A 21,170-nucleotide genomic window follows, 5' to 3' on the forward strand; every position below is an offset into this window, starting at 1 on the left:
GCGAGCCGCACACCACGCGAACCGGGGGACCATGTCGAATCAGGATCAGCCGACGGAGCCGTTGCCGCCGTACCGGGCGGACGAGTCGCCGACGAAGCCGTATGCCGCCCTCGGGCATCCCGAACCGTCCGCAGACGGCGCCGGCGACGGGCCCGCGCCCGGTCGGCGCCGCGGTCTGAAGGCCGCCGTGTGGATCGTCGGTGTGGTGGCGGTGCTCGTCGTGCTCTTCTTCGTGACGGATGCCGTGCTGCGCCAGGTCGCACAGAACGCCGTGAGCGACGAGATCCGCTCGCAACTGCCCGACGACGTGACCGCGAACGACCTCTCCGTGAAGATCGACGGGTTCTCGGTGATCGGGCAGTACCTGAGCGGCCGGTTCGAGAAGATCGAACTGACGTCGAGCGACGTGCTCGTGCAGGGCAACAGGCTGAGCGCGAACATCGTCGCACACGGCGTGCCGACCGACTTCTCCAAGCCGGTCCAGCGCATCGACGGGTCGATGACGATCGGTCAGCGCGCCGTCAACGGCCTCGTCGACCTGCCGAACGGCACCACGGTCACGCTGAAGCAGAACGAGGTGGGGCTCAAGGGAACCGGCCAGATTCTCGGCATCGATGTCGGGTACACGGCGTCCGTGACTCCGACGCTGAAGGGCGGAGACACCGTCGTGCTCTCGCCGCAGAACGTGAGCGTGACGGCCGGTGGCGGGTCGCTCGACGTGACGCGGTTCGCGAAGGACCTGCTGCCGTCGCAGATCTCGATCTGCGTCGCGCAGTACCTGCCGAAGGGCATCGATGTGACGGGCCTCACGGTCGAGGACGACGTCGCCCACGTCTCCGTGCGCGCGAACGACTTCGTGCTCAGCGACGAGACATTGCAGACCAAGGGCTCCTGCGGCTGACAGAGCCGCGTGTGACGCGCTCGTTTTCCGGGGTTGGGATACCAGCGGATACACTTTTGGGGCCGCGCATTCGCGCATCGTCTCTCGGCTTCAGGGGTCAATCCGGATCCGCTCGCCAGCCCATCCCAACTGTTCGAGGTGACCTTTCGTGCCCGACAACCCGCTGGCCCCAGACTGGCTGCACGCCCCCGACGACGGCAACGCGTTCGTTCCCGAGGTCTGGCCTACAGGCATCCGCAGAACCGACGACGGCGTCGCTGTGATCGGCGGTGTTCGCGTCGACGACCTCGTCGCCGACTACGCGACGCCGCTCTACGTTCTCGACGAGCGCGTGGTGCGTGAGCTCGCCGAGCGCGTGCGCCTGGCCTTCACCGACGCCTTCGAGCGCGTGGACACCACGGCAGAGGTTTATTACGCGGGCAAGGCGTTCCTCAGCACCGAGGTCGCCCGCTGGGTCACCGAGGCCGGTCTGCGCATCGACGTCGCCAGCGGCGGCGAACTCGCGGTGGCGCTGGCGGCGGGAGTGGATGCCGGCCGGCTCGGCCTGCACGGCAACAACAAGTCGCGTGCGGAGATCGACCGTGCGATCGAGGTCGGAGTCGGCACGATCGTGATCGACTCCGAGCAGGAGATCGCGCGGGTCGCGCAGGCAGCATCCGCCCACGGGCGCGTGCAGCGCGTGCGGCTCCGGGTGCGCACCGGCGTGCACGCGCACACCCACGAGTTTCTCGCGACAGCGCATGAGGACCAGAAGTTCGGCGTCGCGCTCGACGACGCCGAACGGCTCGTGGCGCTGATCCGCTCGCACGACGGTCTCGAATTCGTCGGCCTGCACTGTCACATCGGCTCGCAGATCTTCGGCGCCGACGGTTTCGCCGAATCCGCGGCGCGGCTCGTCGCCGTGCATGCCAGGCTGCTGGCCGGCGGCCCGGTGCCCGAGCTGAACCTCGGCGGGGGATTCGGCATCGCCTACACGAGCGCTGATGAACCCGACCGCATCGAAGACCTGGCGCAGCGTGTTGCCCAGGTGCTCGCGGCGGAGTGCGAGCGGGCGAATATCCCGCTTCCCGTCGTGGCGTTCGAGCCCGGCCGCTACATCGTCGGGCCTGCAGGTGTCACGCTCTACACGGTCGGCACCACCAAGCCCGTGAACCTCGACGCCGACGGCACACCGGCTCAGCGTCTGTACGTCAGCGTCGACGGCGGCATGAGCGACAACGCACGTCCCGCGCTGTACGGGGCCGATTACTCGGCCCGCATCGTCTCGCGCACCTCGCCCGCCGAGCCTGTGCTCGTGCGGGTGGCGGGCAAGCACTGCGAGTCGGGTGACATCGTCGTGAACGACGAGTACCTGCCCGCTGACGTCGCCGAGGGCGATGTGCTCGCCGTGGCGGCGACCGGCGCCTACTGCTGGTCGCTGTCGAGCAACTACAACTATCTGCCGCGGCCCGCCGTGGTCGCGGTGTCAGACGGAGCCTCACGCATGATCGTGCGCGGCGAGACCGTCGACGACCTGCTCGTCCGCGACCTCGGGGCGCGGCACGCAGAGACCGCGCCCGCCGTGGAGCGGCGGCATGAGGATGCGCCGGGTCCGCTGGCCCGCGCCGATCGCCAGGAGGGGGCGAAGTGATCGAATACCGAACCCTGAAGGTCGCGCTGCTCGGGGCCGGATCCGTCGGTTCCCAGGTGGCGAAGCTGCTGCTCGAGCACGGCGACGAGCTGGCATCCCGCATCGGTGCCGGGCTCGAACTCGTCGGCATCGCGGTGCGCGACGTGGATGCCCCGCGCCGCGCCGACCTCCCGCGCGAGCTCTTCACGACCGACGCGCGCTCCCTCATCCTGAGCGCGGACATCGTCGTCGAGCTGATGGGCGGCATCGACCCCGCGCGGGAGTACGTGCTGCTCGCGCTCACCTCGGGCGCCGACGTCGTCACCGGCAACAAGGCGCTGCTGGCCGAGCACGGACCCGAGTTGTTCGCCGCCGCCGAGCAGGTGGGCGCGCAGCTCTACTACGAGGCAGCCGTCGGCGGCGCGATCCCCATCATCCGGCCGCTGCGCGAGAGCCTCGCGGGCGACAGGGTGGAGCGCATCCTCGGCATCGTCAACGGCACCACCAACTTCATCCTCGACCGCATGGACACGGCGGGGGAGAGCATGGAGTCCGCGCTCGCCGTGGCGACCGAGCTCGGCTACGCGGAGCGGAGCGATCCGTCCGCCGACATCGAGGGCTACGATGCCGCGGCCAAGGCCGCGATCATCGCAGGCCTGGCCTTCCACACGAGTGTGCCGCTCGGCTCCGTGTATCGCGAGGGCATCACGAGCGTCACGAAGGAACAGGTCGACGCCGCGCGCGCCGGAGGCTACGTGATCAAGCTGCTCGCCATCTGCGAGCGCGTGGTCGGCGAAGACGGTGTCGAGGGCGTTTCGGCGCGCGTGTATCCGGCATTGGTGCCGAGGGAGCATCCGCTGGCCGCCGTGCGCGGCGTGCACAACGCCGTCTTCGTGCAGGCAGCGGCAGCAGGCGACCTCATGTTCTACGGGGCCGGTGCCGGCGGCCTGCAGACGGCCTCGGCGGTGCTGGGCGATGTGGTCTCCGCAGCCAGGCGCCACGTCGTCGGCGGGCCAGGTGTCGCCGAGTCGACGCGCGCCGATCTCCCCGTGCTCGGCGCAGAGGCGGTGCGCACGCGCTACCAGATCACGCTGCGCGTCACCGACGCCCCCGGCGTGCTCTCGCGCGTCGCCGCCACGTTGGCTTCGCACGACGTGTCGGTCGAGACGCTCACCCAGACGGTCGCGCACGCCGCGCTGGCATCCGACGGCCAATCCGCCGGTCGGGATGCCGTTCCCGGCACGGCTACGCTGGTCATCGGAACGCATGTGGCGTTCGAATCCGCACTGGCGGCCACGGTCGGCGCCCTCCGCGACAGCGGGGAAGTCGTGGCCGTGACCTCCGTTCTACGAGTTGAAGGAGCCTGACGTGGCCCACCAATGGCAGGGCGTTCTGCGCGAATACGCCGACCGTCTCGACGTGAGCGAGGCGACGCCGATCGTCACGCTCGGCGAGGGTGGCACGCCGCTCATTCCCGCGGCCGCGCTCTCGCGCCGCACCGGGGCGGATGTCTACGTCAAGTTCGAGGGCATGAACCCGACGGGCTCCTTCAAGGACCGCGGCATGACCATGGCGGTCTCGAAGGCCGTCGAGCAGGGCGCGAAGGCCGTGATCTGCGCGTCGACGGGCAACACCTCCGCCTCAGCCGCCGCCTACGCGACCCACGCCGGCATCAAGGCCGTCGTTCTCGTGCCAGAGGGCAAGATCGCGATGGGCAAGCTGAGCCAGGCCATCGCCCACAACGCCGAGCTTCTTCAGGTGCGCGGCAACTTCGACGACTGCCTCGACATCGCCAGAGACCTCGCCGCCAATTACCCGGTGCACCTGGTCAACTCGGTGAACAACGACCGCATCGAGGGCCAGAAGACGGCGGCGTTCGAGGTCGTCGAGGTGTTGGGCGACGCCCCCGACTTCCACTTCATCCCGGTCGGCAACGCCGGCAACTACACCGCGTACACGCGCGGCTACACCGAGGAGGCGGAGCGCGGGATCTCCACGAAGCTGCCCCGCATGTTCGGCTTCCAGGCAGCGGGCAGCGCGCCGATCGTGCTCGGACACCCGGTGAAAGACCCCGACACGGTGGCCAGCGCCATCCGCATCGGCAACCCGGCGTCGTGGGAGCTCGCGATCGCGGCGCGCGAGGCCACGAACGGCTATTTCGGCGCCATCGACGACGAGAAGATCCTCGCCGCTCAGCGCATCCTCTCCGCCGAGGTGGGCATCTTCGTCGAGCCCGCCAGTGCGATCAGCGTCGCCGGCCTGCTCGAGCGCGCGGAGGCGGGGGATGTCCCTGCCGGCTCGCGTGTCGTGCTCACGGTCACCGGCCACGGCCTGAAGGACCCGCAGTGGGCTCTTCGTCTTCCCGGCGGCGGCGAGGTGCAGCCCACGTCCGTTCCCGTGGACGTCGCGGAGATCGCCGACGTGCTCGGCCTCAGCCGCGCCGCCGCGAGCCCGACGGACGCGGTGTGAGCGAGTTCGGCGGCGAATCGCCGGTCTCCGGCGCGGGAGTCGGGCAGGCGTCGGCAGGCGCGGCGACCACGCTCGACCGTGTGCCCGTCGGGCGCTCGGTGCGCGTCAAGGTGCCGGCGACGTCGGCCAACCTCGGCCCCGGATTCGACACGCTCGGTCTGGCGCTCGCTCTCTACGACGACCTCACGGTCACCGTGCGCGAGGCGCCGGGAGCGACCGTCACGGTGCACGGCGTCGGCGAGGGCGAGGTGCCGACCGACGAGACCAACCTCGTCGTGCGCTCCATCGCGCACACGTTCGCGGCGGCGGGCGTGCCGATGCCCGGTGTGCAGCTCATCGCCAACAACTCCATCCCGCACGGCCGTGGCCTCGGTTCCTCCGGCGCTGCCATCGTGTCGGGGATCGTGGCGGCGAAGGGGCTGCTCGAGGGCATCGTCGAGCTCGACGCGGCGCAGTTGCTCGCGCTGGCGACGGAGTTGGAGGGGCATCCTGACAACGTCGCCCCCGCCCTTTTCGGCGGCCTCACCATCGCGTGGATGTCCGGCACCGGTCCCGCGCACAAGAAGCTGATGGTGCATCGGGGCGTGTCGCCCCTGGTGTTCGTTCCGGAGCACGTGATGTCCACGGCTCTCGCGCGCAGCCTGCAGCCGCAGTCGGTGCCGCACGAGGACGCGGTCTTCAACGTGTCGCGTTCGGCGCTCCTCATCGCGGCTCTCGTGCAGAGTCCTGAGCTGCTGCTGGCGGCCACCGAGGACAAGCTGCATCAGAACTATCGTGCGCAGGCCATGCCGGAGACCAACCGGCTCATCTCGGCACTGCGCGCCGCGGGCTTCCCGGCCGTCGTGTCGGGCGCCGGGCCCTCGATCCTGGTGCTGTGCAGCGATCCTGCGCAGCGCCTCGCCGCAGCCAGTCTCGTCGCCGACTCGGCGGAGACCGTGTGGCAGCCGCTCATGTTGGCCGTCGACTTTCTCGGCGCCACCGTGCAGCGAACGGCCGGCACCCCGTAGCCGTGTCGGTCGGGTCGACGTGCTGGAGCGGCGGCGCGCCGCGCGACGACGCGTGGCCCGAACGACATGCCGACGGTGGTAGACTGGCCGCACCCACCGGGTGGCGCGCACGTAGCGCGAATCCGGTGATCGGGTGAAATTCTTGTAACTCACTGCTGTCGTACCCGCTCGCAGTCCGCGTGGCGATCCCCGACGCACGCGGTCGAACCACGACCGGGCGGCATTCGTACGGCACGCACTCTGGGCGAGGTGCATCTATGCCCGCCAGAGGAAAGGAATCCTCTTCAGTGACTGATGTCAATCTCCGCGCCGATGGCGCGGACTCCACCACCGATCTGTCGGCGCTGCGTGTGCCGCAGCTGCAGGCCCTGGCCTCCGAGCTGGGCATCTCCGGCGCGGCGAAGCTGCGCAAGGGCGAGCTCGTCGCCGCCATCGAGGCGGCGCGCGGTGCAGCGGCTCCTGCCGCGGTCGAGCCGACGGTCGCCGCGCAGCTCGAGCTTCCGGTCGAGGACGAAGCCGTCCCCGCGACCGCGCCGAGCGCGGAATCCGATGCTCAGGCGCCCGCCGAGTCGGAGCTCAGCCCGGCCCAGGCCGAGGCAGCCCTGCAGGCCGCTCTCGACCTGCAGACCCCGCCGGCGCGCGCGCGTCGCGGCTCCCGTCGCGTCACGAGCGTCGACGGCGGCCACACGGTGTCCGCCGCTGGCCACGTGAACCACGGCGAGGCCGGCCTCCCGCCGCTCGCCGACGACTCGGGCGCCGACGATGCCCAGGCTGTTCCCGCGGCACGCGATGCTGCGACCGAGGCCTCCGCCGCCGACACGTCGTCGGACGTCGAGCAGAAGGCGTCCGAGAAGGATGCCGCTGCCGCCGCTGAGACGCCGGAGGGCGCCCAGGGCGAGCAGCAGCCGCGTCAGGGCCGTCGCAACCGCGGCCGCAACAAGAACCGCCGCGGCGAGAACGGCCAGGCCGAGAACGGCCAGCAGGCCGCGGACGCCGAGCAGGGCCAGAGCGATCAGCAGAACCAGAACGGCCAGCAGAACAAGGGCCAGGGCGGTCAGCAGACCCAGCAGAAGCAGGGCCAGAACCAGCGCGGCCAGAACGGCCAGCAGGGCCAGCAGAACAACCGCCAGAACCAGGGCGGCCAGCAGAACCAGGGTCAGCAGGGCGACGACGAGCGCGGCGGCCGTGGCCGTTACCGCGACCGCAAGCGTCGCGGTGCCGGTGACGAGGTCGAGCCCGAGATTCTCGAAGACGACGTGCTGATCCCCGTGGCGGGCATCCTCGACGTGCTCGACAACTACGCGTTCGTGCGCACGAGCGGCTACCTGCCCGGCCCGAGCGACGTGTACGTCTCGCTCGGCCAGGTGAAGAAGTACAACCTGCGCAAGGGCGACGCCGTGGTCGGCGCCATCCGCCAGCCGCGCGAGGGCGAGAACACCGGACGCCAGAAGTACAACGCGCTCGTCAAGGTGGACTCCGTCAACGGCCAGTCCAACGACGAGGCGCAGAACCGCGTCGAGTTCACCAAGCTCACCCCGCTCTACCCGCAGGAGCGCCTGCGGCTGGAGACCGAGCCCACCAAGCTCACGCAGCGCATCATCGACCTGGTCGCTCCGATCGGCAAGGGTCAGCGCGGCCTCATCGTGGCGCCGCCCAAGGCCGGCAAGACCATCGTGATGCAGCAGATCGCCAACGCGATCACCACGAACAACCCCGAGGTGCACCTCATGGTCGTGCTCGTGGACGAGCGGCCCGAAGAGGTCACCGACATGCAGCGCACGGTCAAGGGCGAGGTCATCGCGTCCACGTTCGACCGTCCCGCCGAAGACCACACCACTGTCGCCGAGCTCGCCATCGAGCGCGCGAAGCGCCTGGTGGAGCTGGGCCACGACGTCGTCGTGCTGCTCGACTCGATCACGCGCCTCAGCCGCGCGTACAACCTGGCGGCGCCGGCATCCGGTCGCATCCTCTCCGGCGGTGTCGACGCGTCGGCGCTCTACCCGCCGAAGCGCTTCTTCGGCGCAGCGCGCAACATCGAGCACGGCGGGTCGCTGACCATACTGGCCACGGCGCTCATCGAGACCGGGTCCAAGATGGACGAGGTCATCTTCGAGGAGTTCAAGGGCACCGGCAACTCGGAGCTGCGCCTGTCGCGTCAGCTCGCAGACAAGCGCATCTTCCCGGCCGTCGACGTGAACGCGTCGGGCACGCGCCGCGAGGAGATGCTGATGAGCGCCGACGAGGTGAAGATCACCTGGAAGCTGCGTCGCGCCCTTGCGGGCCTCGATCAGCAGCAGGCGCTCGAGGTGGTGCTCGGCAAGCTCAAGGAGACCAGCTCCAACGTGGAGTTCCTCGTGCAGATGCAGAAGTCGATGCCGGCGCCCACGAACGGTCACGGCGTCGCGCACTCGCACGCGCACGAGAACGACCACCGCTAGCAACGTCACCGGATGCCCGCACGGGCGCGCCCTGCCGACCTCGGTGGGCGCGGCCCGAGCGGGCATCCGGCATTTCGTCGCACGCGCGGCGAACCCTTCGTCACCACGGCACCACCCACAGCACCACAGTCATCCGGGAGCAGCACATGTTCGACTCCATCCAGACCCTGCTCGACGAGCACGAGCAGCTGCAGGAGCAGCTCGCCGACCCCGCGCTGCACGCCGACCCCGCCCGCGCCAAGAAGGTGAACCGCCGGTACGCCGAGCTGAGCCAGATCAAGGCCGCCTACGAATCGTGGAAGTCGCACGGCGACGACCTGGATGCCGCCCGCGAGCTCGCCAAAGAAGACGACGCGTTCGCCGAGGAGGTGCCCGCGCTCGAGGAGTCGCTGGCCGCGGCCCAGGAGAAGTTGCGCCGCCTGCTCATCCCGCGCGACCCCGACGACGGACGCGACGTGATCATGGAGATCAAGGGCGGTGCGGGGGGGAGCGGAGTCCGCTTTGTTCGCCGCCGACCTGCTGCGCATGTATCTGCACTACGCGGACTCCAAGGGTTGGAAGACCGAGCTCTTGGAGCAGGACCAGACCGATCTCGGCGGCTATACCAACGTGCAGGTCGCCATCAAGGGCAACTCGCCCGACCCCGCGCAGGGTGTGTGGGCGCACCTCAAGTACGAGGGCGGCGTGCACCGCGTGCAGCGGGTGCCGGTGACGGAGTCGCAGGGGCGCATCCAGACCTCGACGGCGGGCGTGCTCGTCTTTCCCGAGGTCGACGAGCCCGAAGAGATCGAGATCAGCCCGAACGACCTGCGCATCGACGTGTTCCGGTCGTCGGGCCCCGGCGGTCAGTCGGTGAACACGACGGACTCCGCCGTGCGCATCACGCACGTTCCTACCGGCATCGTGGTGTCGATGCAGAACGAGAAGTCGCAGATCCAGAACCGCGAGGCCGGCATGCGCGTGCTGCGCGCTCGTCTGCTCGCGAAGCAGCAGGAGGAGCTGGATGCCGCGGCCTCCGATGCCCGCAAGTCGCAGATCCGCGGCATGGACCGTTCGGAGCGCATCCGCACCTACAACTTCCCGGAGAACCGGATCGCGGACCACCGCACCGGATACAAGGCCTACAACCTCGACCAGGTGATGAACGGCGCGCTCGACCCGGTGATCGATTCCGCCATCCAAGCCGACGAAGAGGCGCGGCTGGGCGCCCTGGGCGAGGACTGAGCTCGTCGCCGCACCCGGCGGCAGCGATGACTACGGAGGGCCCGACACCGATCGGAACGTGTCGGGATAGTCGCCGAGCCACGACCAGTGCCCGATCGGCCACGTGATGACGAACGCGCGCCCGACGACGTCGGACTCCGGCACGAATCCGTGACCGGGCAGGCCCTGGTTGAGCGACGAGTCCTGCGAGTGATACCGGTTGTCGCCCATCACCCAGAGCTCGCCTTTCGGCACGGTCACGTCGAAGGTCACGCTGGCGGCGTCCGTGTCCCCTGGCGGGATGACCGCGTAGGGCTCGACGAGTGGTGAGCCGTTCACCTCGAGCTGTCCGAGCGCATTGCAGCAGCTCACGTGATCGCCTGGCAGGCCGATCACGCGCTTGACCAGGTGATTGTTGCTGTCGGGAGCGGCGAGGCCGATCACAGAGAGCACCCACTCGATCGGTGTGGTGTTCGTCTTCTCCTCGTCGGGCTGAAGCCATCCGCCCGGGTCGGTGAAGACGACGACGTCGCCGCGGTGGATGGGGACGAGTCCGGGCTCGAGCTCGTTCACCAGAATCTGGTCGTTGATCTGCAGCGTGTTCTCCATCGAGCCCGACGGAATGTAGAACGACCGCACCAGAAACGTCTTGACGAGGAACGACACGAGCAGCGCGGCCACGATGATGATGGCCAGATCGCGCAGCAGGAGCAGTCGCGACCGGCGACGGCCTCGGGCCGAGGATGCGCCGCGACCGCGTGCATCCTCGCCCGCCGTCGCGCTGCCCATGCACGCGAGTCAATCACATGCGGATGCTGCTGACCTCGCTGCGGCGCGCTGGCGATTCTGCGCGATCGGCGCCTGTGCTTCGCGCGAAGCTGCGTGCCGCGTGCCGTTACGCTCGAACGATGACGCTCCCCGACCTCCGGCTCGTCGCCGCCGACATGGACGGCACGCTGCTGGATGCCGATGGCCACGTTCCCGACCGGCTCTGGCCGCTCCTGGACGTGATGCGCGAGCGCGGCATCGCATTCGTCCCCGCGAGCGGGCGACAGTACGCGACGCTGTTCCACACGTTCGAGCGCGACGCCGAGGGCATGGCGTTCATCGCCGAGAATGGCACCTACGTCGTGCACGACGGACGTGAGGTGAGCTCGTCCAGAATCGACGCATCCTTCGTGCGTGCGGTTCTGGATGCGCTGCGCGGGGCATCCGAGAACGGCGTCGATCTCGGCGTGGTGCTGTGCGGCACCCGCCGTGCGTACATCGAGCGCGACGACGAGCCGTTCCTGGTCGAGGTGCGCAAGTACTACCTGGAGCACGCGGTCGTGGCCGACCTCGGCGATCACCTCGACGACATCATCAAAGTGGCCGTCTACGACTTCGGCGACGCCGAGAACGAGGTCGCTCCGGCGCTCGCGGCCTTCCGCGACACGCACCAGGTGGTGGTCTCCGGTGCGCACTGGGTCGATGTCATGGCGGCGGGTGTCAACAAGGGCACGGCCCTGCGCGCGCTGCAGAAGTCTCTGGGCGTGACGGCCGAGCAGACCGCGGCATTCGGCGACTATCTCAACGACGTGGAGCTGCTGCAGGCCGCCGATCTGTCGTACGCGATGCAGAACGCCCACCCCGAGGTGAAGGCGGTGGCACGCTTCGACGCGCCGTCGAACGCCGACGAGGGCGTGATCACCGTGCTGCGGCACCTGCTCGGCGTCGATGACGCGTTCTCGGCCGGCCGCCCCTGAGCCCTCACTCCGGCACGATGACCTCGCACCAGCGACGCACAGTGCGAGCGAGCCGCAGATCGAGGGTGACCAACGGTGCCCCGAGCAGTTGCGCGAGGGCGACATAGCTCGCGTCATAGGTGCTCAGATCGTCGCGCAGGTGCCACATGGGCTGCAGCAACCGGTGCGCTGCGTGACGCTCGATCGTCAGCTCGCCGAACAGGTCGAGGGCTTCGCGGGCTCGGCTGAGGGTGAGTGCGCCTCCTCGCACGATTCCGCGCAGAGCGTGCACGAACTCGTAGTCGACGAGCGTGGGCGCGCGCAGGTCCGCGGTGAACCATCGTTCGGCGACATCGCCCGCGGCGAGCCACCTGATGAGCGCGGAATTATCGACGACGATCCGGACCGGTGTCGCCGAAGATGCCGTCGGGGCCGTAGACGCCGTCGCCGTCGAAGAGACCCGCATCCCGTTCCGCCCTCGCCTCATGTATTCCGCGAACGATCTCGTCGACCGTCGGCCGCTCGCTTCCGTGTGCGCGCCGTCGGGCATCCTCGAAGATCTCCGCGTTGCTGCGATAGGTGACGAGTCCGGCGAGTTGCTGCGCCACGTAGTCGGAAAGGGACATGCCGGCATCGCGTGCCCGCTCCTTGAGCTTGGCGTGCACGTCATCGGGGAGGTTCCTCACCTGCAGCATCACGGCCATGCTCTCGGGATACATGTGATGCACATGCGCCAGGTCAGCGATCTGTGGATAACTGTCGCCTGGGGATGGCTCGCTAGGCTTTGTGCCCGAGGGAGGCGACATGACCGGGATCGCGGGTGCACTGCTCACGTGGCTCGTCGTCGCCGACACCTGGCTGAGGCTCACGATTCACGCGGAGCCGTCGGCCGTCGTGATCGTCGCGCTGGTCGCGGCGGTCGGGATGCTCGTGGTCGCAGCGGCTGTCGCCGTGCGCGTCGCGCTCCGTTCAGCGGACCGACCCGCGGCCGCGTCTCGCGTGCGGGATCGGCGTCGTTCTGCCGTGCTGTCGGCCGGTGTCGTTGTGCTCGTGCGCCCGGTCGGTGGGCGCGGTGCCAGGGCGCCGGGTCGCGGGGGAGTCCCCGCTCAGGTGGCGGTCGCGTAGCGACTCCGGGCGGGGAAGAAGCATCCCCATCCGTCGACCTGGAGTACCCGCATGTCCGATTCCGTGCCGCGCTGCGCCCGCAGCAGAACCCTTCGCCTGACCCGATTGTGTGCGCTCGTCGCGCGCCGCAGCATCCACCGGCTGCACCTGCGGCTGTCTCTCTTCGGCGGCTGGATCTGGGTCGCAGCCGCCTCCCTGATCGGCTTCGAGGCGCTGGAGATCCTGCTCGGAGCCTTCATCACCGCTCCCGAACTGCTCCCGCTCGCACTCCTCGCCCTCGCCGCGATCTGGTTGCTCCGCCGCACGCTCACCCGTCGCCGCCGACGACGTGCCACCCCCCACCTCTCCCCGCCCGACGTCGCGGGCCGACTGAATCGGAATGACCACGCGAGCCCGTGAGTGACGGCGGAGTCAGGCAGGGGGATCTGAGTTCCGGGGGCTGGCATCGGGTCTGGCGGGAGCCGCGCCCAGCGCGGCGGGGGCATGTCACCGGAACTCAGATCCCCCTGCCTGACGTTGGGGGAGAGACCTTAGATGTAAATCCCCGGATCGAGCCACGCCTCGTCTTCCCGAACCTGTGCGTGATGACGCGGAGCATCCTGCGGCCGCGCGTGCGCCGGTATCCCCACCAGCACCGAGTCCGCCGGAGCCGACTTCACGACGACCGCGTTCGCCCCCACAACACAGCGCTCCCCGAGCACGATGTCTCCGAGCACCTGCGCGCCGGCGCCGACGACGACGCCGGCGCGCAGCGTGGGATGCCGTTTGCCCCGCCCCCGCGACTTGCCGCCGAGGGTGACGCCGTGGTACAGCATCACGTCGTCGCCGATGACCGCGGTCTCGCCGATCACGACGCCCATGCCGTGGTCGATGAAGAAGCGGCGACCGATGCGGGCTCCCGGGTGGATCTCGATCCCGGTCAGGAACCGGGCGAACTGCGAGAGCAGCCGCGCCGGCGTCTTGAGCCCGGGGGAGAGCCACCAGCGGTGCGCAATACGGTACAGCCAGATGGCGTGCAGCCCGGAGTACGCGAGGGCGATCTCGAGATCACTGCGCGCGGCGGGGTCGTGCCGTCTGGCGTTCGCGATGTCTTCGCGCATCCGGGAGAGTACGGTCATCGCTGCGGCGGCCTCAGTCCTGCAGGTCTGCGTAGAGCACGGTCGACACGTAGCGCTCGCCGAAGTCGGGCACCACGACGACGATCGTCTTGCCGGAGTTCTCCGGCCGCTTGGCGACCTCGACGGCGGCGTGCACGGCGGCTCCCGACGAGATGCCGCCGAGGATGCCTTCCTCCGCCGCGAGCCTGCGGGCCATGGCGATCGCGGCATCCGCGTTCACGTCGATCACCTCGTCGTAGATGGAGGTGTCGAGCACCTCCGGCACGAAGTTCGCGCCGAGACCCTGGATCTTGTGCGGTCCTGGCGCACCGCCGTTGAGGATGGGCGACTCTTCCGGCTCGACGGCGATGATGCCGATCTCGGGCTTCTGCTCGCGCAGGTACGCGCCGGCTCCCGTGATGGTTCCGCCCGTGCCGATGCCTGCGACCAGCACGTCGACGTCGCCGGCGGTGTCTTCCCAGATCTCGGGACCGGTCGTGTCGTGGTGAATGGTCGGGTTGGCCTGGTTGGCGAACTGCTGCGCCCAGATGGCGTTGTCGGTGTTCGCGACGATCTCCTTGGCCTTCTCGACGGCGCCGCGCATGCCGTCGGCGCCGGGGGTGAGCACGACCTGGGCGCCGAAGGCGCGCAACACCACGCGACGCTCCTTGCTGGCCGTCTCGGGCATGGTGATGACGAGCTTGTAACCGCGGGCGGCTGCGGCGAAGGCGAGTGCGATGCCGGTGTTGCCGCTGGTGCCCTCGACGATCGTGCCGCCGGGCTTCAGCGCACCCGACTTCTCGGCGGCGTCGATGATCGCGACGCCGATGCGGTCTTTCACGCTGGCGGCCGGGTTGTAGAACTCGAGCTTGGCGAGCACTGTCGCGCCCGCACCGTCGGTGACGTTGTTGAGTCGAACGAGAGGGGTCTTTCCGACGACCTGGGTGATATCGGAGTAGACGTTGCCGGTCATGGATCTGTCCTTCGTGGGTCGAGGTACGGCCTCAGAACGAGACGTCGAGCGACGCCCGCTTCTGCAGCCTATTCTTGACGCGCGGCAGACGCGGCCTGTGTGACGTGCTCATGACGAGCGCTCGGCTTCGCCGGAGGCCGCGACAGCACGAATCCCGAGGAGCGAGCAGCATGCCCGACGACGCACGACGCGCCGAGCCGACGGCCGACCCGACGGTTCCCGACGCCATCGCGCTGCGCGACCTGCTCCGGGAGTCCGCCGCCGTGCTGTCCGAGGCGGGCATCGTCGATCCGACAGTCGACGCCGAGCTGCTCGTCGGCCACGTGCTCGGTGCGAGCCGTGGCCGCGTTCAGGCTCAGGCGGTGATGGATGCCGCGGTCTCCGCCGAACAGGCTGCTGCCGTGCGTGCGCTGGTCGCCCGGCGCGCAGGGCGGGAGCCGCTGCAGCACATCACGGGCAGAGCGCCCTTCCGGTCTCTCGAGCTTGCTGTGGGGCCCGGCGTCTTCGTGCCGCGGCCGGAGACGGAGCTGCTGGCGCAACTGGCGATCGACGCCTTGCGTGCGACCGCCGAGCCGGAGCCGATCGGCGTCGACCTCGGCACGGGCAGCGGTGCGATCGCGCTCGCGATGGCGACGGAGGTTCCGCACGCGATCGTCTTCGCCGTCGAGCGGTCCACTGAGGCGCACGTGTGGGCCAGGCGCAACATCGACGAGGCCGGGGTGACCAACCTCCAGCTCGTGCACGGCGATCTCGCGGATGCCCTTCCCGACCTCGACGGCCGCGCAGCCGTCGTCGCGTCCAACCCCCTTACGTGCCCGATGACGCGATTCCGCGCGATCCCGAGGTGCGCCTCTTCGATCCGCCGGCGGCGCTGTACGGGGAGACGACGGCTTGGACGTGGTGCGCGCGCTCTCGCTGCGGGCGCTGCGGCTGCTTCGGCCCGGCGGACTTCTCGCCATCGAGCACGGCGAGTATCAGGGGCAGGCGGTGCGGGGCATCCTCACCGCCGACGGCTGGCATGCGACGGCGACGCACGTCGATCTCACGATGCGTGATCGTGTCACGACGGCGGTGCGCTGAGCCTCGTCAGCGCGCGGCTTTCGCCTTCGCGTTCTCGGCGCGCTCGCGCGCTGTCTTCAGCGCATCGCGCTCGCGTTTGCGGGCGTCGCGCAGAGCCTTCTCCGCCTCGCGCCGTGCCTTGGCCGCTTCCTTGACACGTTTGTCTGAACTGTAGAGGGCGCTGTCTCGCGCTTCCGTGTCGTCGGACGACGTCGGCGCGGCGCTGGAACCGCCCTCGTCGATGTAGCGCTGAATGCCGTCGAGCATCCGTTCCAGCCCGAACGCGAAGTCGTCGTAATCGTCGGAGGTGTAGGCACCGGAGGTGACGACGGGGGCGAGGTCGGGAAAGCGGTCGGCCGTGATGAGCGAAGCGAGCACGGAAGCATACGCCGACCCGCTCACCTCCTCCGGCGACGCCCCGGACTCCGCGATCGAGCCCTGCACTCCGCCGACCGCGCGCGCGTAGGAGGCGACGAGCAGCACGCACGCCATCTTCTCGTTGTCGGTGAGCGGCGCGGGTCGCAGCGCACGAAGGGCCGTGTCGATGAGACGCATCGTGTTCGGGGTCATCGGCACGCTCGTGATGGGCAGCTGGCTGTACCAGGGATGCCGTTTCAGCGCCTCGACGTTCCCGAGCGTCCACTGCTTCAGCCCGGCACGCCAGTCGTCATCGGGCGGCTCGGGGAGCTCGATCCCGGCGATGGCATCCTGCATCAGCAGCAGCAGATCGTCTTTGCTCGTCACGTAGCGGTACAGCGACATCGTGGTGAATCCGAGCGCGGAGGCGACCTTCGCCATCGAGACGGCGCCGAGTCCTTCGGCATCGGCGATCTCGATCGCGGCATCCACGATGCGCTCGATGCTGAGCTCGCGCTTCGGGCCGCGCTGCGGGCGCTCTGCGACGCCCCAGGAGAGGGCGACGGCGTGCGGCAGTGCCGGCTCAGGCGACGCTTCGGTGTCGGACATCACGCTCCTCGCAATGATCGGTCCACGGTGCTCGTGCAGTGCGCAACGGTGCCGTCAGTTTAAGTGAGCCGACCGTCGGGACGGGCGCGCAGTCGTGCACGGTGCGGCATCCACCGCGCACGACTGCGTCTTCCGGTCGCCGCCGATGCGGCCGAGGGTCAGCCCTTGACGCGCCCACCGAAGACGAGCGCCGACCCGACGGCGCCGACGATCAGGATGCCCGCCAGCCACGCCAGCGCCACCCACAGGTTCGCGCCCGGCGCCGTTCCGCTCATCAGGTCGCGGAGCGTTTCGATGATCGGCGTGTACGGCTGGTGATCGGCGAATCCGTGCAGCCAGGACGGCATCGTGTCCACGGGCACGAAGCCGCTGGAGAGATAGGGCAGGAAGAGGAACACGAAGTTGATCGACGACGCGGCGTCCACGCTCAGCAGCAGACCGCCCAGCACGCTCAGCCAGGTGAACGCGACGATGATCGCGACGCAGAAGAGCACGACGCCGATCCAGCCCGCGACCCCTGCCGCCGGACGGAAGCCGAGCAGCAGCGCGACGCCGATGACGGGAACAGCTGCTGCGAGATTGCGCAGCACACTGGCGACGACGTGTCCGTGCAGCACGGCCGAGCCCATCACGGGCAGGGTCTTGATGCGGTTCACGGTGCCGGTGGCGACGTCCTGGGCGACGCCGATCGCGGTGGCCGCCGCCCCGAAGCCGAGGCACAGCACGAGGGTTCCCGGCACGACGTAGTTCACGTAGTCGCCGTCCGACTCGATGGCGCCGCCGAAGATCACGACGAACACGAGCATGATCGACACCGGAATGGCGAATGCGGTCACGAGCGAGTCGACGCTGCGCAGAGTGCGCCTGATCTCGCGTCCCGACATCGCGACGATGTCGGAGATCGCCCTGCCGAGTCCGCCGCCGCTGGTGCGATCGGCGGGCATCGTGGGTGTCATCGTGATGGTGGTCATGCCGCCTTCTCCTTCTGCGTGCTGTCGTTCTGCTTCGTGTCGCCGTCGGCGCCGGTCGTCGCCGGGCGTCCGGTGAGCGTGAGGAACACGTCGTCGAGGGTCGGTCCCACGATCGCGATGTCCGTCACCTGGATGCCCGCGCTCGCCGTGTGCGCGAGGAAGCCACGGATGTCCGCGACGGCATCCACCGTCGGCATCCGCACAGCCGTGTCGTCGTCGACGACCTCGACGCCCGCCTTGCCGCCGGCCGATGCCGCGGCTCGCTGCGCGTCATCCCTGGTCTCGAAGGTGAAGACGATGTGGTCACCGCTCACCTGCGACTTGAGCTCATCGGGAGTGCCCGTGGCGACGATGACGCCGCCGTCGATGACGCCGACGCGGTCGGCGAGCCGTTCTGCCTCGTCGAGATACTGCGTGGTGAGCAGGATGGTCGTGCCCGCGTTCGCGAGCTCGTCGACGAGCGACCAGAGCTGGGCTCTGCTGCGCGGGTCGAGCCCCGTCGTCGGCTCATCGAGAAAGAGCACGGGCGGCGTGGCCACCAGGCTGATCGCGAGGTCGAGTCGGCGGCGCATTCCGCCCGAATAGCCGCCGACCCTCTTGTTCGCGGCGTCCATGAGGTCGAACGCCTCGAGCAGGTGCCGTACCCGGCCTCTGCGCTCGGCTCGTGGCACGTGGTTCAGCGTGGCCATCATGGCGAGGTTCTCGGTGCCGGTCTGGAACTCGTCGACCGAGGCGTACTGGCCGGTGAGCGCGAACATCCGCTTCGCCTGAGCCGGCCGCGCCAGCACGTCGACGCCGCCGATGCGCGCGCTCCCGGCGTCGGGCCGCACCAGCGTGGAGAGGATGTTCACCGTCGTGGTCTTGCCGGCACCGTTGGGGCCGAGCAGCGCGTAGATCTCGCCGCGCCCCACGTGCAGGTCGACGCCGTCGAGCACCGCGTGCTTTCCGTACGCCTTGCGCAGTCCGGTCACCTCGATGACCGGCTGCCGATGTGTCGTGGTCATGCCATCGCCTTCCCTTCGATCTGTGTATGGCGTACTCGAAGTGTATTACATAAACAGTGTGCGATGTAAACAGTGAGTTTTCAAACAGCAAGGCGCTGCGGTCACGCGGCGATCACAGGGACGGTCCCTTCTCACCGAATAGAATCGCTGGGTCATGACCTCCTTCTTCGACTGCTCCGACGACGACGGGCTCGCCGAGGGCACCAAGCAAGCGCGTGCCTCGATCGAGTCCGGCGAGCTCATCGTCCTGCCCACCGACACCGTCTACGGCATCGGCGCCGACGCCTTCAGCGCGGCCGCCGTCACGGCGCTCCTGAACGCGAAGGGCCGCGACCGCCAGTCGCCGCCGCCCGTGCTCATCCCCGCTCTCGCCACGCTCGACGCACTCGCGGAGACCGTTCCGCAGGAGGCGCGCGATCTCGCGGGCGCCTTCTGGCCCGGCGGCCTCACGATCGTGCTGCCCGCACAGCCGTCCCTCTCCTGGGACCTCGGCGAGACCAAGGGCACCGTCGCGCTGCGCATGCCGAACAACCCCATCGCGCTGGCGCTGCTGCGCTCCACCGGTCCGCTTGCCGTGTCGTCGGCGAACAAGACCGGTATGCCGGCGGCCACCACGGCCCGAGGGGCCGAGGAGATGCTCGGCGAGTCCGTGCAGGTCTATCTCGACGGCGGTACGGTGGGCGTCGACTACGCGGACGCCGATGTGACGGAGACCTCATCGACGATCGTGGATGCCACGGCGCTCGCCTCCGGCTCGGGCAAGCTGCGCATCCTGCGTCACGGCGTCATCTCCGATGAGCAGATCCGCGAGGTCGTCGGCGACGCGCTCGACGACGAGCCGGCAGGGGATCAGCAGCCCACATGAAGCTTCTCCTGGCCATCGGTCTGATCACGGCGATCGTGACGTTCGTGCTTTCGATCGTGGTGTGGCGGGTGGCGCTGAAGTACAAGCTGTACCCCCGCATCCGCGAGCGCGACGTGCACACCAGACCCACGCCGAGGCTGGGCGGTGTCGCCATGTTCCTCGGCATCGTCGTGGCGTTCGGCGTCGCCTACCTGTTCTCCTCGAGCTTCCCCTTGCTCGGCGTCGTGTTCTCCGACCCGACCCCGGTGCTGGCCATCCTCGGCGCAGCACTGCTGATCGTCGTGATCGGCGTCGCCGACGACCTGTGGGACCTCGACTGGATGACCAAGCTCGCCGGACAGTTCGTGGCCGCCGGTCTCGTCGCGTGGCTGGGCGTGCAGATCTACTCGCTGCCGCTCGGCGGCGGAGTGACGGTCGGTTCCCCCACGATGAGCGTGGTCATGACCGTGTTCGCGATCGTGCTCGTGATGAACGCGATCAACTTCATCGACGGATTGGACGGCCTGGTCGCCGGCGTCGCGCTCATCGCCAACGGCGTGTTCTTCATCTACAGCTACCTGATCACCGTGCGCACCAGTCCCTCGAACTACTTCAGCCTCGCCTCGGTGATCGCGATCATCCTCGTGGGGGCCTGCGCTGGCTTCCTTCCGCTGAACTGGCATCCGGCGCGCATGTTCATGGGCGACACCGGGGCACTGCTCGTCGGTCTGCTGATGGCATGCTCCGCGATCGCGGTCACGGGCCAGATCGAGCCCTCCGCCCTGCAGCAGGGCGGCGCCAGATCGCTGTTCCCCGCCTTCATCCCGATCATCCTGCCGTTCGCCGTGCTGATCGTTCCTCTGCTCGACTTCGTGTTGGCGGTGTTCCGCCGGGTACGGGCCGGAAAGTCACCGTTCAGCGCCGACCGCAAGCATCTGCACCATCGTCTGCTCGACATGGGGCATTCCCAGCTGCAGGCCGTGCTCATCTTCTACGCCTGGACCGCCGTCGTCTCCGTGGGATGCCTGCTCTTCTTCTTCCAGCCCATCTGGCCGGCCGTGCTGTTCCTGTGCGTCGGCCTCGTGGTGTGCACGGCGTTCACGCTCGCTCCGCTGGGGCGGCGCAAGACGGCGGACCCGCTCGCGGTCGGCGCACCCGACGACACCGCACCGAGACCGAAAGACGAGATCCGATGACCGATCGACCGAACGGGGCCCGCAATCCCCGCACCAAGACGCGGCTCAGCGCTGCGCCGATGCTGAAGCGGGCACTCCGCGACGGAGCGATCTTCGCCGCGGTCGTGACCGTGGTCGGAGCGGTGGTCGGGATGCTCGTCGCCGGCCTTCCCGGACTCTGGGGCGGAGTGCTCGGCGGCATCCTCTCGGCAGTCTTCCTCGGTATCACCGCTGTCAGCATCCTCATCGGCGGACGCCTCGCGAAGGGCGACCTGACCTCGCCGGTGTTCTTCGGAACGGTGATCGGCACGTACTTCGTCAAGCTCGTCATCTTCGTGGTGCTGACGCTGTTGCTGCGCTCGCAGTCGTGGATCGACGGACGCGTCTACTTCGTGGTCGTGATCATCGTCGTGCTCGGCTCGCTCGTGCTCGATCTCGTCGCCTTTGCACGCACCCGCGTTCCCTATGCAAGTGATGTGACTTTGCCTGGAGAAGAAGAGCGAGGTCTTGACGAGCGAGACCCGGAAGACCGGTCCTGACGCCGTTTGGTCTTTGATATGCTGTCTTCTGCCACCCCCGACCCCGTTCCTTTTCTGAACGCCTGA

The 21,170-nt window shown here is 69.0% G+C and carries 20 protein-coding genes and 2 pseudogenes; 14 read left to right on the forward strand and 8 right to left on the reverse strand.

Annotation, left to right across the window (positions count from 1 at the left end; genetic code table 11):
- Positions 1 to 31 precede the first annotated feature (31 nt).
- From FPZ11_RS18840 to prfA, 7 genes and pseudogenes are all read left to right on the forward strand, one after another.
- Complete coding sequence (locus FPZ11_RS18840; protein WP_146322533.1) at positions 32 to 901, forward strand: LmeA family phospholipid-binding protein; 870 nt, start codon at positions 32 to 34, stop codon at positions 899 to 901.
- A 148-nt stretch (positions 902 to 1,049) separates the two neighbouring features.
- Positions 1,050 to 2,531, forward strand: coding sequence for a diaminopimelate decarboxylase (gene lysA, locus FPZ11_RS18845; RefSeq protein WP_146322534.1), 1,482 nt, complete (start codon positions 1,050 to 1,052; stop codon positions 2,529 to 2,531).
- On the forward strand, positions 2,528 to 3,877 hold the full coding sequence (locus FPZ11_RS18850) for a homoserine dehydrogenase (RefSeq protein ID WP_146322535.1): 1,350 nt from the start codon (positions 2,528 to 2,530) through the stop codon (positions 3,875 to 3,877). The genes lysA and FPZ11_RS18850 overlap by 4 nt, the downstream gene beginning before the upstream one ends.
- Before the next feature lies 1 nt (position 3,878).
- Positions 3,879 to 4,979 (forward strand): threonine synthase, encoded by a 1,101-nt coding sequence (gene thrC, locus FPZ11_RS18855; RefSeq protein WP_146322536.1) that lies wholly within the window; start codon positions 3,879 to 3,881, stop codon positions 4,977 to 4,979.
- Between the two features lie 80 nt (positions 4,980 to 5,059).
- Positions 5,060 to 5,986: a homoserine kinase gene (gene thrB, locus FPZ11_RS18860; protein WP_146323011.1), complete on the forward strand. Its 927-nt coding sequence runs from the start codon at positions 5,060 to 5,062 to the stop codon at positions 5,984 to 5,986.
- A gap of 257 nt (positions 5,987 to 6,243) precedes the next feature.
- On the forward strand, positions 6,244 to 8,424 hold the full coding sequence (gene rho, locus FPZ11_RS18865) for a transcription termination factor Rho (protein ID WP_210415921.1): 2,181 nt from the start codon (positions 6,244 to 6,246) through the stop codon (positions 8,422 to 8,424).
- A 146-nt stretch (positions 8,425 to 8,570) separates the two neighbouring features.
- Positions 8,571 to 9,648: pseudogene (gene prfA, locus FPZ11_RS18870) on the forward strand (peptide chain release factor 1).
- A gap of 30 nt (positions 9,649 to 9,678) precedes the next feature.
- On the opposite strand, the gene lepB reads toward prfA, so the two are convergent.
- Positions 9,679 to 10,416, reverse strand: coding sequence for a signal peptidase I (lepB, locus tag FPZ11_RS18875; RefSeq protein WP_146322538.1), 738 nt, complete (start codon positions 10,414 to 10,416; stop codon positions 9,679 to 9,681).
- Between the two features lie 119 nt (positions 10,417 to 10,535).
- Here lepB and FPZ11_RS18880 point away from each other — a divergent pair, with 119 nt between their 5' ends.
- A complete protein-coding gene (locus FPZ11_RS18880) occupies positions 10,536 to 11,372 on the forward strand; it encodes a Cof-type HAD-IIB family hydrolase (protein ID WP_146322539.1) in 837 nt (278 codons plus the stop codon).
- 4 nt (positions 11,373 to 11,376) lie between these two features.
- On the opposite strand, the gene FPZ11_RS18885 is transcribed toward FPZ11_RS18880, so the two are convergent.
- Positions 11,377 to 11,817: a type II toxin-antitoxin system VapC family toxin gene (locus tag FPZ11_RS18885; RefSeq protein WP_168203918.1), complete on the reverse strand. Its 441-nt coding sequence runs from the start codon at positions 11,815 to 11,817 to the stop codon at positions 11,377 to 11,379.
- Positions 11,738 to 12,070 (reverse strand): FitA-like ribbon-helix-helix domain-containing protein, encoded by a 333-nt coding sequence (locus FPZ11_RS18890; RefSeq protein WP_210415922.1) that lies wholly within the window; start codon positions 12,068 to 12,070, stop codon positions 11,738 to 11,740. The genes FPZ11_RS18885 and FPZ11_RS18890 overlap by 80 nt, the downstream gene beginning before the upstream one ends.
- Positions 12,071 to 12,155: 85 nt before the next feature.
- Here FPZ11_RS18890 and FPZ11_RS18895 point away from each other — a divergent pair, with 85 nt between their 5' ends.
- A complete protein-coding gene (locus FPZ11_RS18895) occupies positions 12,156 to 12,476 on the forward strand; it encodes a hypothetical protein (protein ID WP_146322541.1) in 321 nt (106 codons plus the stop codon).
- A 51-nt stretch (positions 12,477 to 12,527) separates the two neighbouring features.
- A complete protein-coding gene (locus FPZ11_RS18900) occupies positions 12,528 to 12,875 on the forward strand; it encodes a hypothetical protein (protein ID WP_146322542.1) in 348 nt (115 codons plus the stop codon).
- Positions 12,876 to 13,006: 131 nt separating this feature from the next.
- Here the strand turns inward: FPZ11_RS18900 and epsC are convergent, their stop codons facing one another.
- Entirely contained in the window at positions 13,007 to 13,594 is a 588-nt protein-coding gene (gene epsC, locus FPZ11_RS18905; protein WP_146322543.1) for a serine O-acetyltransferase EpsC, read from the reverse strand.
- 13 nt (positions 13,595 to 13,607) lie between these two features.
- Positions 13,608 to 14,546, reverse strand: coding sequence for a cysteine synthase A (cysK, locus tag FPZ11_RS18910; protein WP_146322544.1), 939 nt, complete (start codon positions 14,544 to 14,546; stop codon positions 13,608 to 13,610).
- Between the two features lie 170 nt (positions 14,547 to 14,716).
- On the opposite strand from cysK, the pseudogene prmC reads away from it, so the two are divergent.
- A pseudogene (prmC, locus tag FPZ11_RS18915) lies at positions 14,717 to 15,626 on the forward strand (peptide chain release factor N(5)-glutamine methyltransferase).
- A 6-nt stretch (positions 15,627 to 15,632) separates the two neighbouring features.
- Here the strand turns inward: prmC and FPZ11_RS18920 are convergent.
- From FPZ11_RS18920 to FPZ11_RS18930, 3 genes are all read right to left on the reverse strand, one after another.
- Positions 15,633 to 16,571, reverse strand: a complete 939-nt coding sequence (locus FPZ11_RS18920; RefSeq protein WP_146322545.1) for a TetR/AcrR family transcriptional regulator C-terminal domain-containing protein — start codon at positions 16,569 to 16,571, stop codon at positions 15,633 to 15,635.
- Positions 16,572 to 16,729: 158 nt separating this feature from the next.
- Positions 16,730 to 17,542 (reverse strand): ABC transporter permease, encoded by an 813-nt coding sequence (locus tag FPZ11_RS18925; protein WP_246846414.1) that lies wholly within the window; start codon positions 17,540 to 17,542, stop codon positions 16,730 to 16,732.
- Positions 17,539 to 18,546 (reverse strand): ATP-binding cassette domain-containing protein, encoded by a 1,008-nt coding sequence (locus FPZ11_RS18930; RefSeq protein WP_146322546.1) that lies wholly within the window; start codon positions 18,544 to 18,546, stop codon positions 17,539 to 17,541. Before FPZ11_RS18930 ends, FPZ11_RS18925 begins: the two co-directional genes overlap by 4 nt.
- Before the next feature lie 154 nt (positions 18,547 to 18,700).
- Here FPZ11_RS18930 and FPZ11_RS18935 point away from each other — a divergent pair, with 154 nt between their 5' ends.
- The 3 genes from FPZ11_RS18935 to FPZ11_RS18945 are packed head-to-tail and all read left to right on the forward strand — an operon-like array spanning position 18,701 to position 21,104.
- Positions 18,701 to 19,411: an L-threonylcarbamoyladenylate synthase gene (locus tag FPZ11_RS18935; RefSeq protein ID WP_146322547.1), complete on the forward strand. Its 711-nt coding sequence runs from the start codon at positions 18,701 to 18,703 to the stop codon at positions 19,409 to 19,411.
- Positions 19,408 to 20,586 carry an MraY family glycosyltransferase gene (locus tag FPZ11_RS18940; protein ID WP_146322548.1) on the forward strand — a complete coding sequence of 393 codons (1,179 nt, stop codon included), beginning with the start codon at positions 19,408 to 19,410 and terminating at the stop codon, positions 20,584 to 20,586. The genes FPZ11_RS18935 and FPZ11_RS18940 overlap by 4 nt, the downstream gene beginning before the upstream one ends.
- Positions 20,583 to 21,104 (forward strand): Cg1360 family ATP-synthase-associated protein, encoded by a 522-nt coding sequence (locus tag FPZ11_RS18945; protein ID WP_146322549.1) that lies wholly within the window; start codon positions 20,583 to 20,585, stop codon positions 21,102 to 21,104. The genes FPZ11_RS18940 and FPZ11_RS18945 overlap by 4 nt, the downstream gene beginning before the upstream one ends.
- Positions 21,105 to 21,170: the final 66 nt, after the last annotated feature.

Origin of the sequence: Humibacter ginsenosidimutans (genome assembly GCF_007859675.1) — a bacterium.
Classification (GTDB): Bacteria; Actinomycetota; Actinomycetes; order Actinomycetales; family Microbacteriaceae; genus Humibacter; species Humibacter ginsenosidimutans.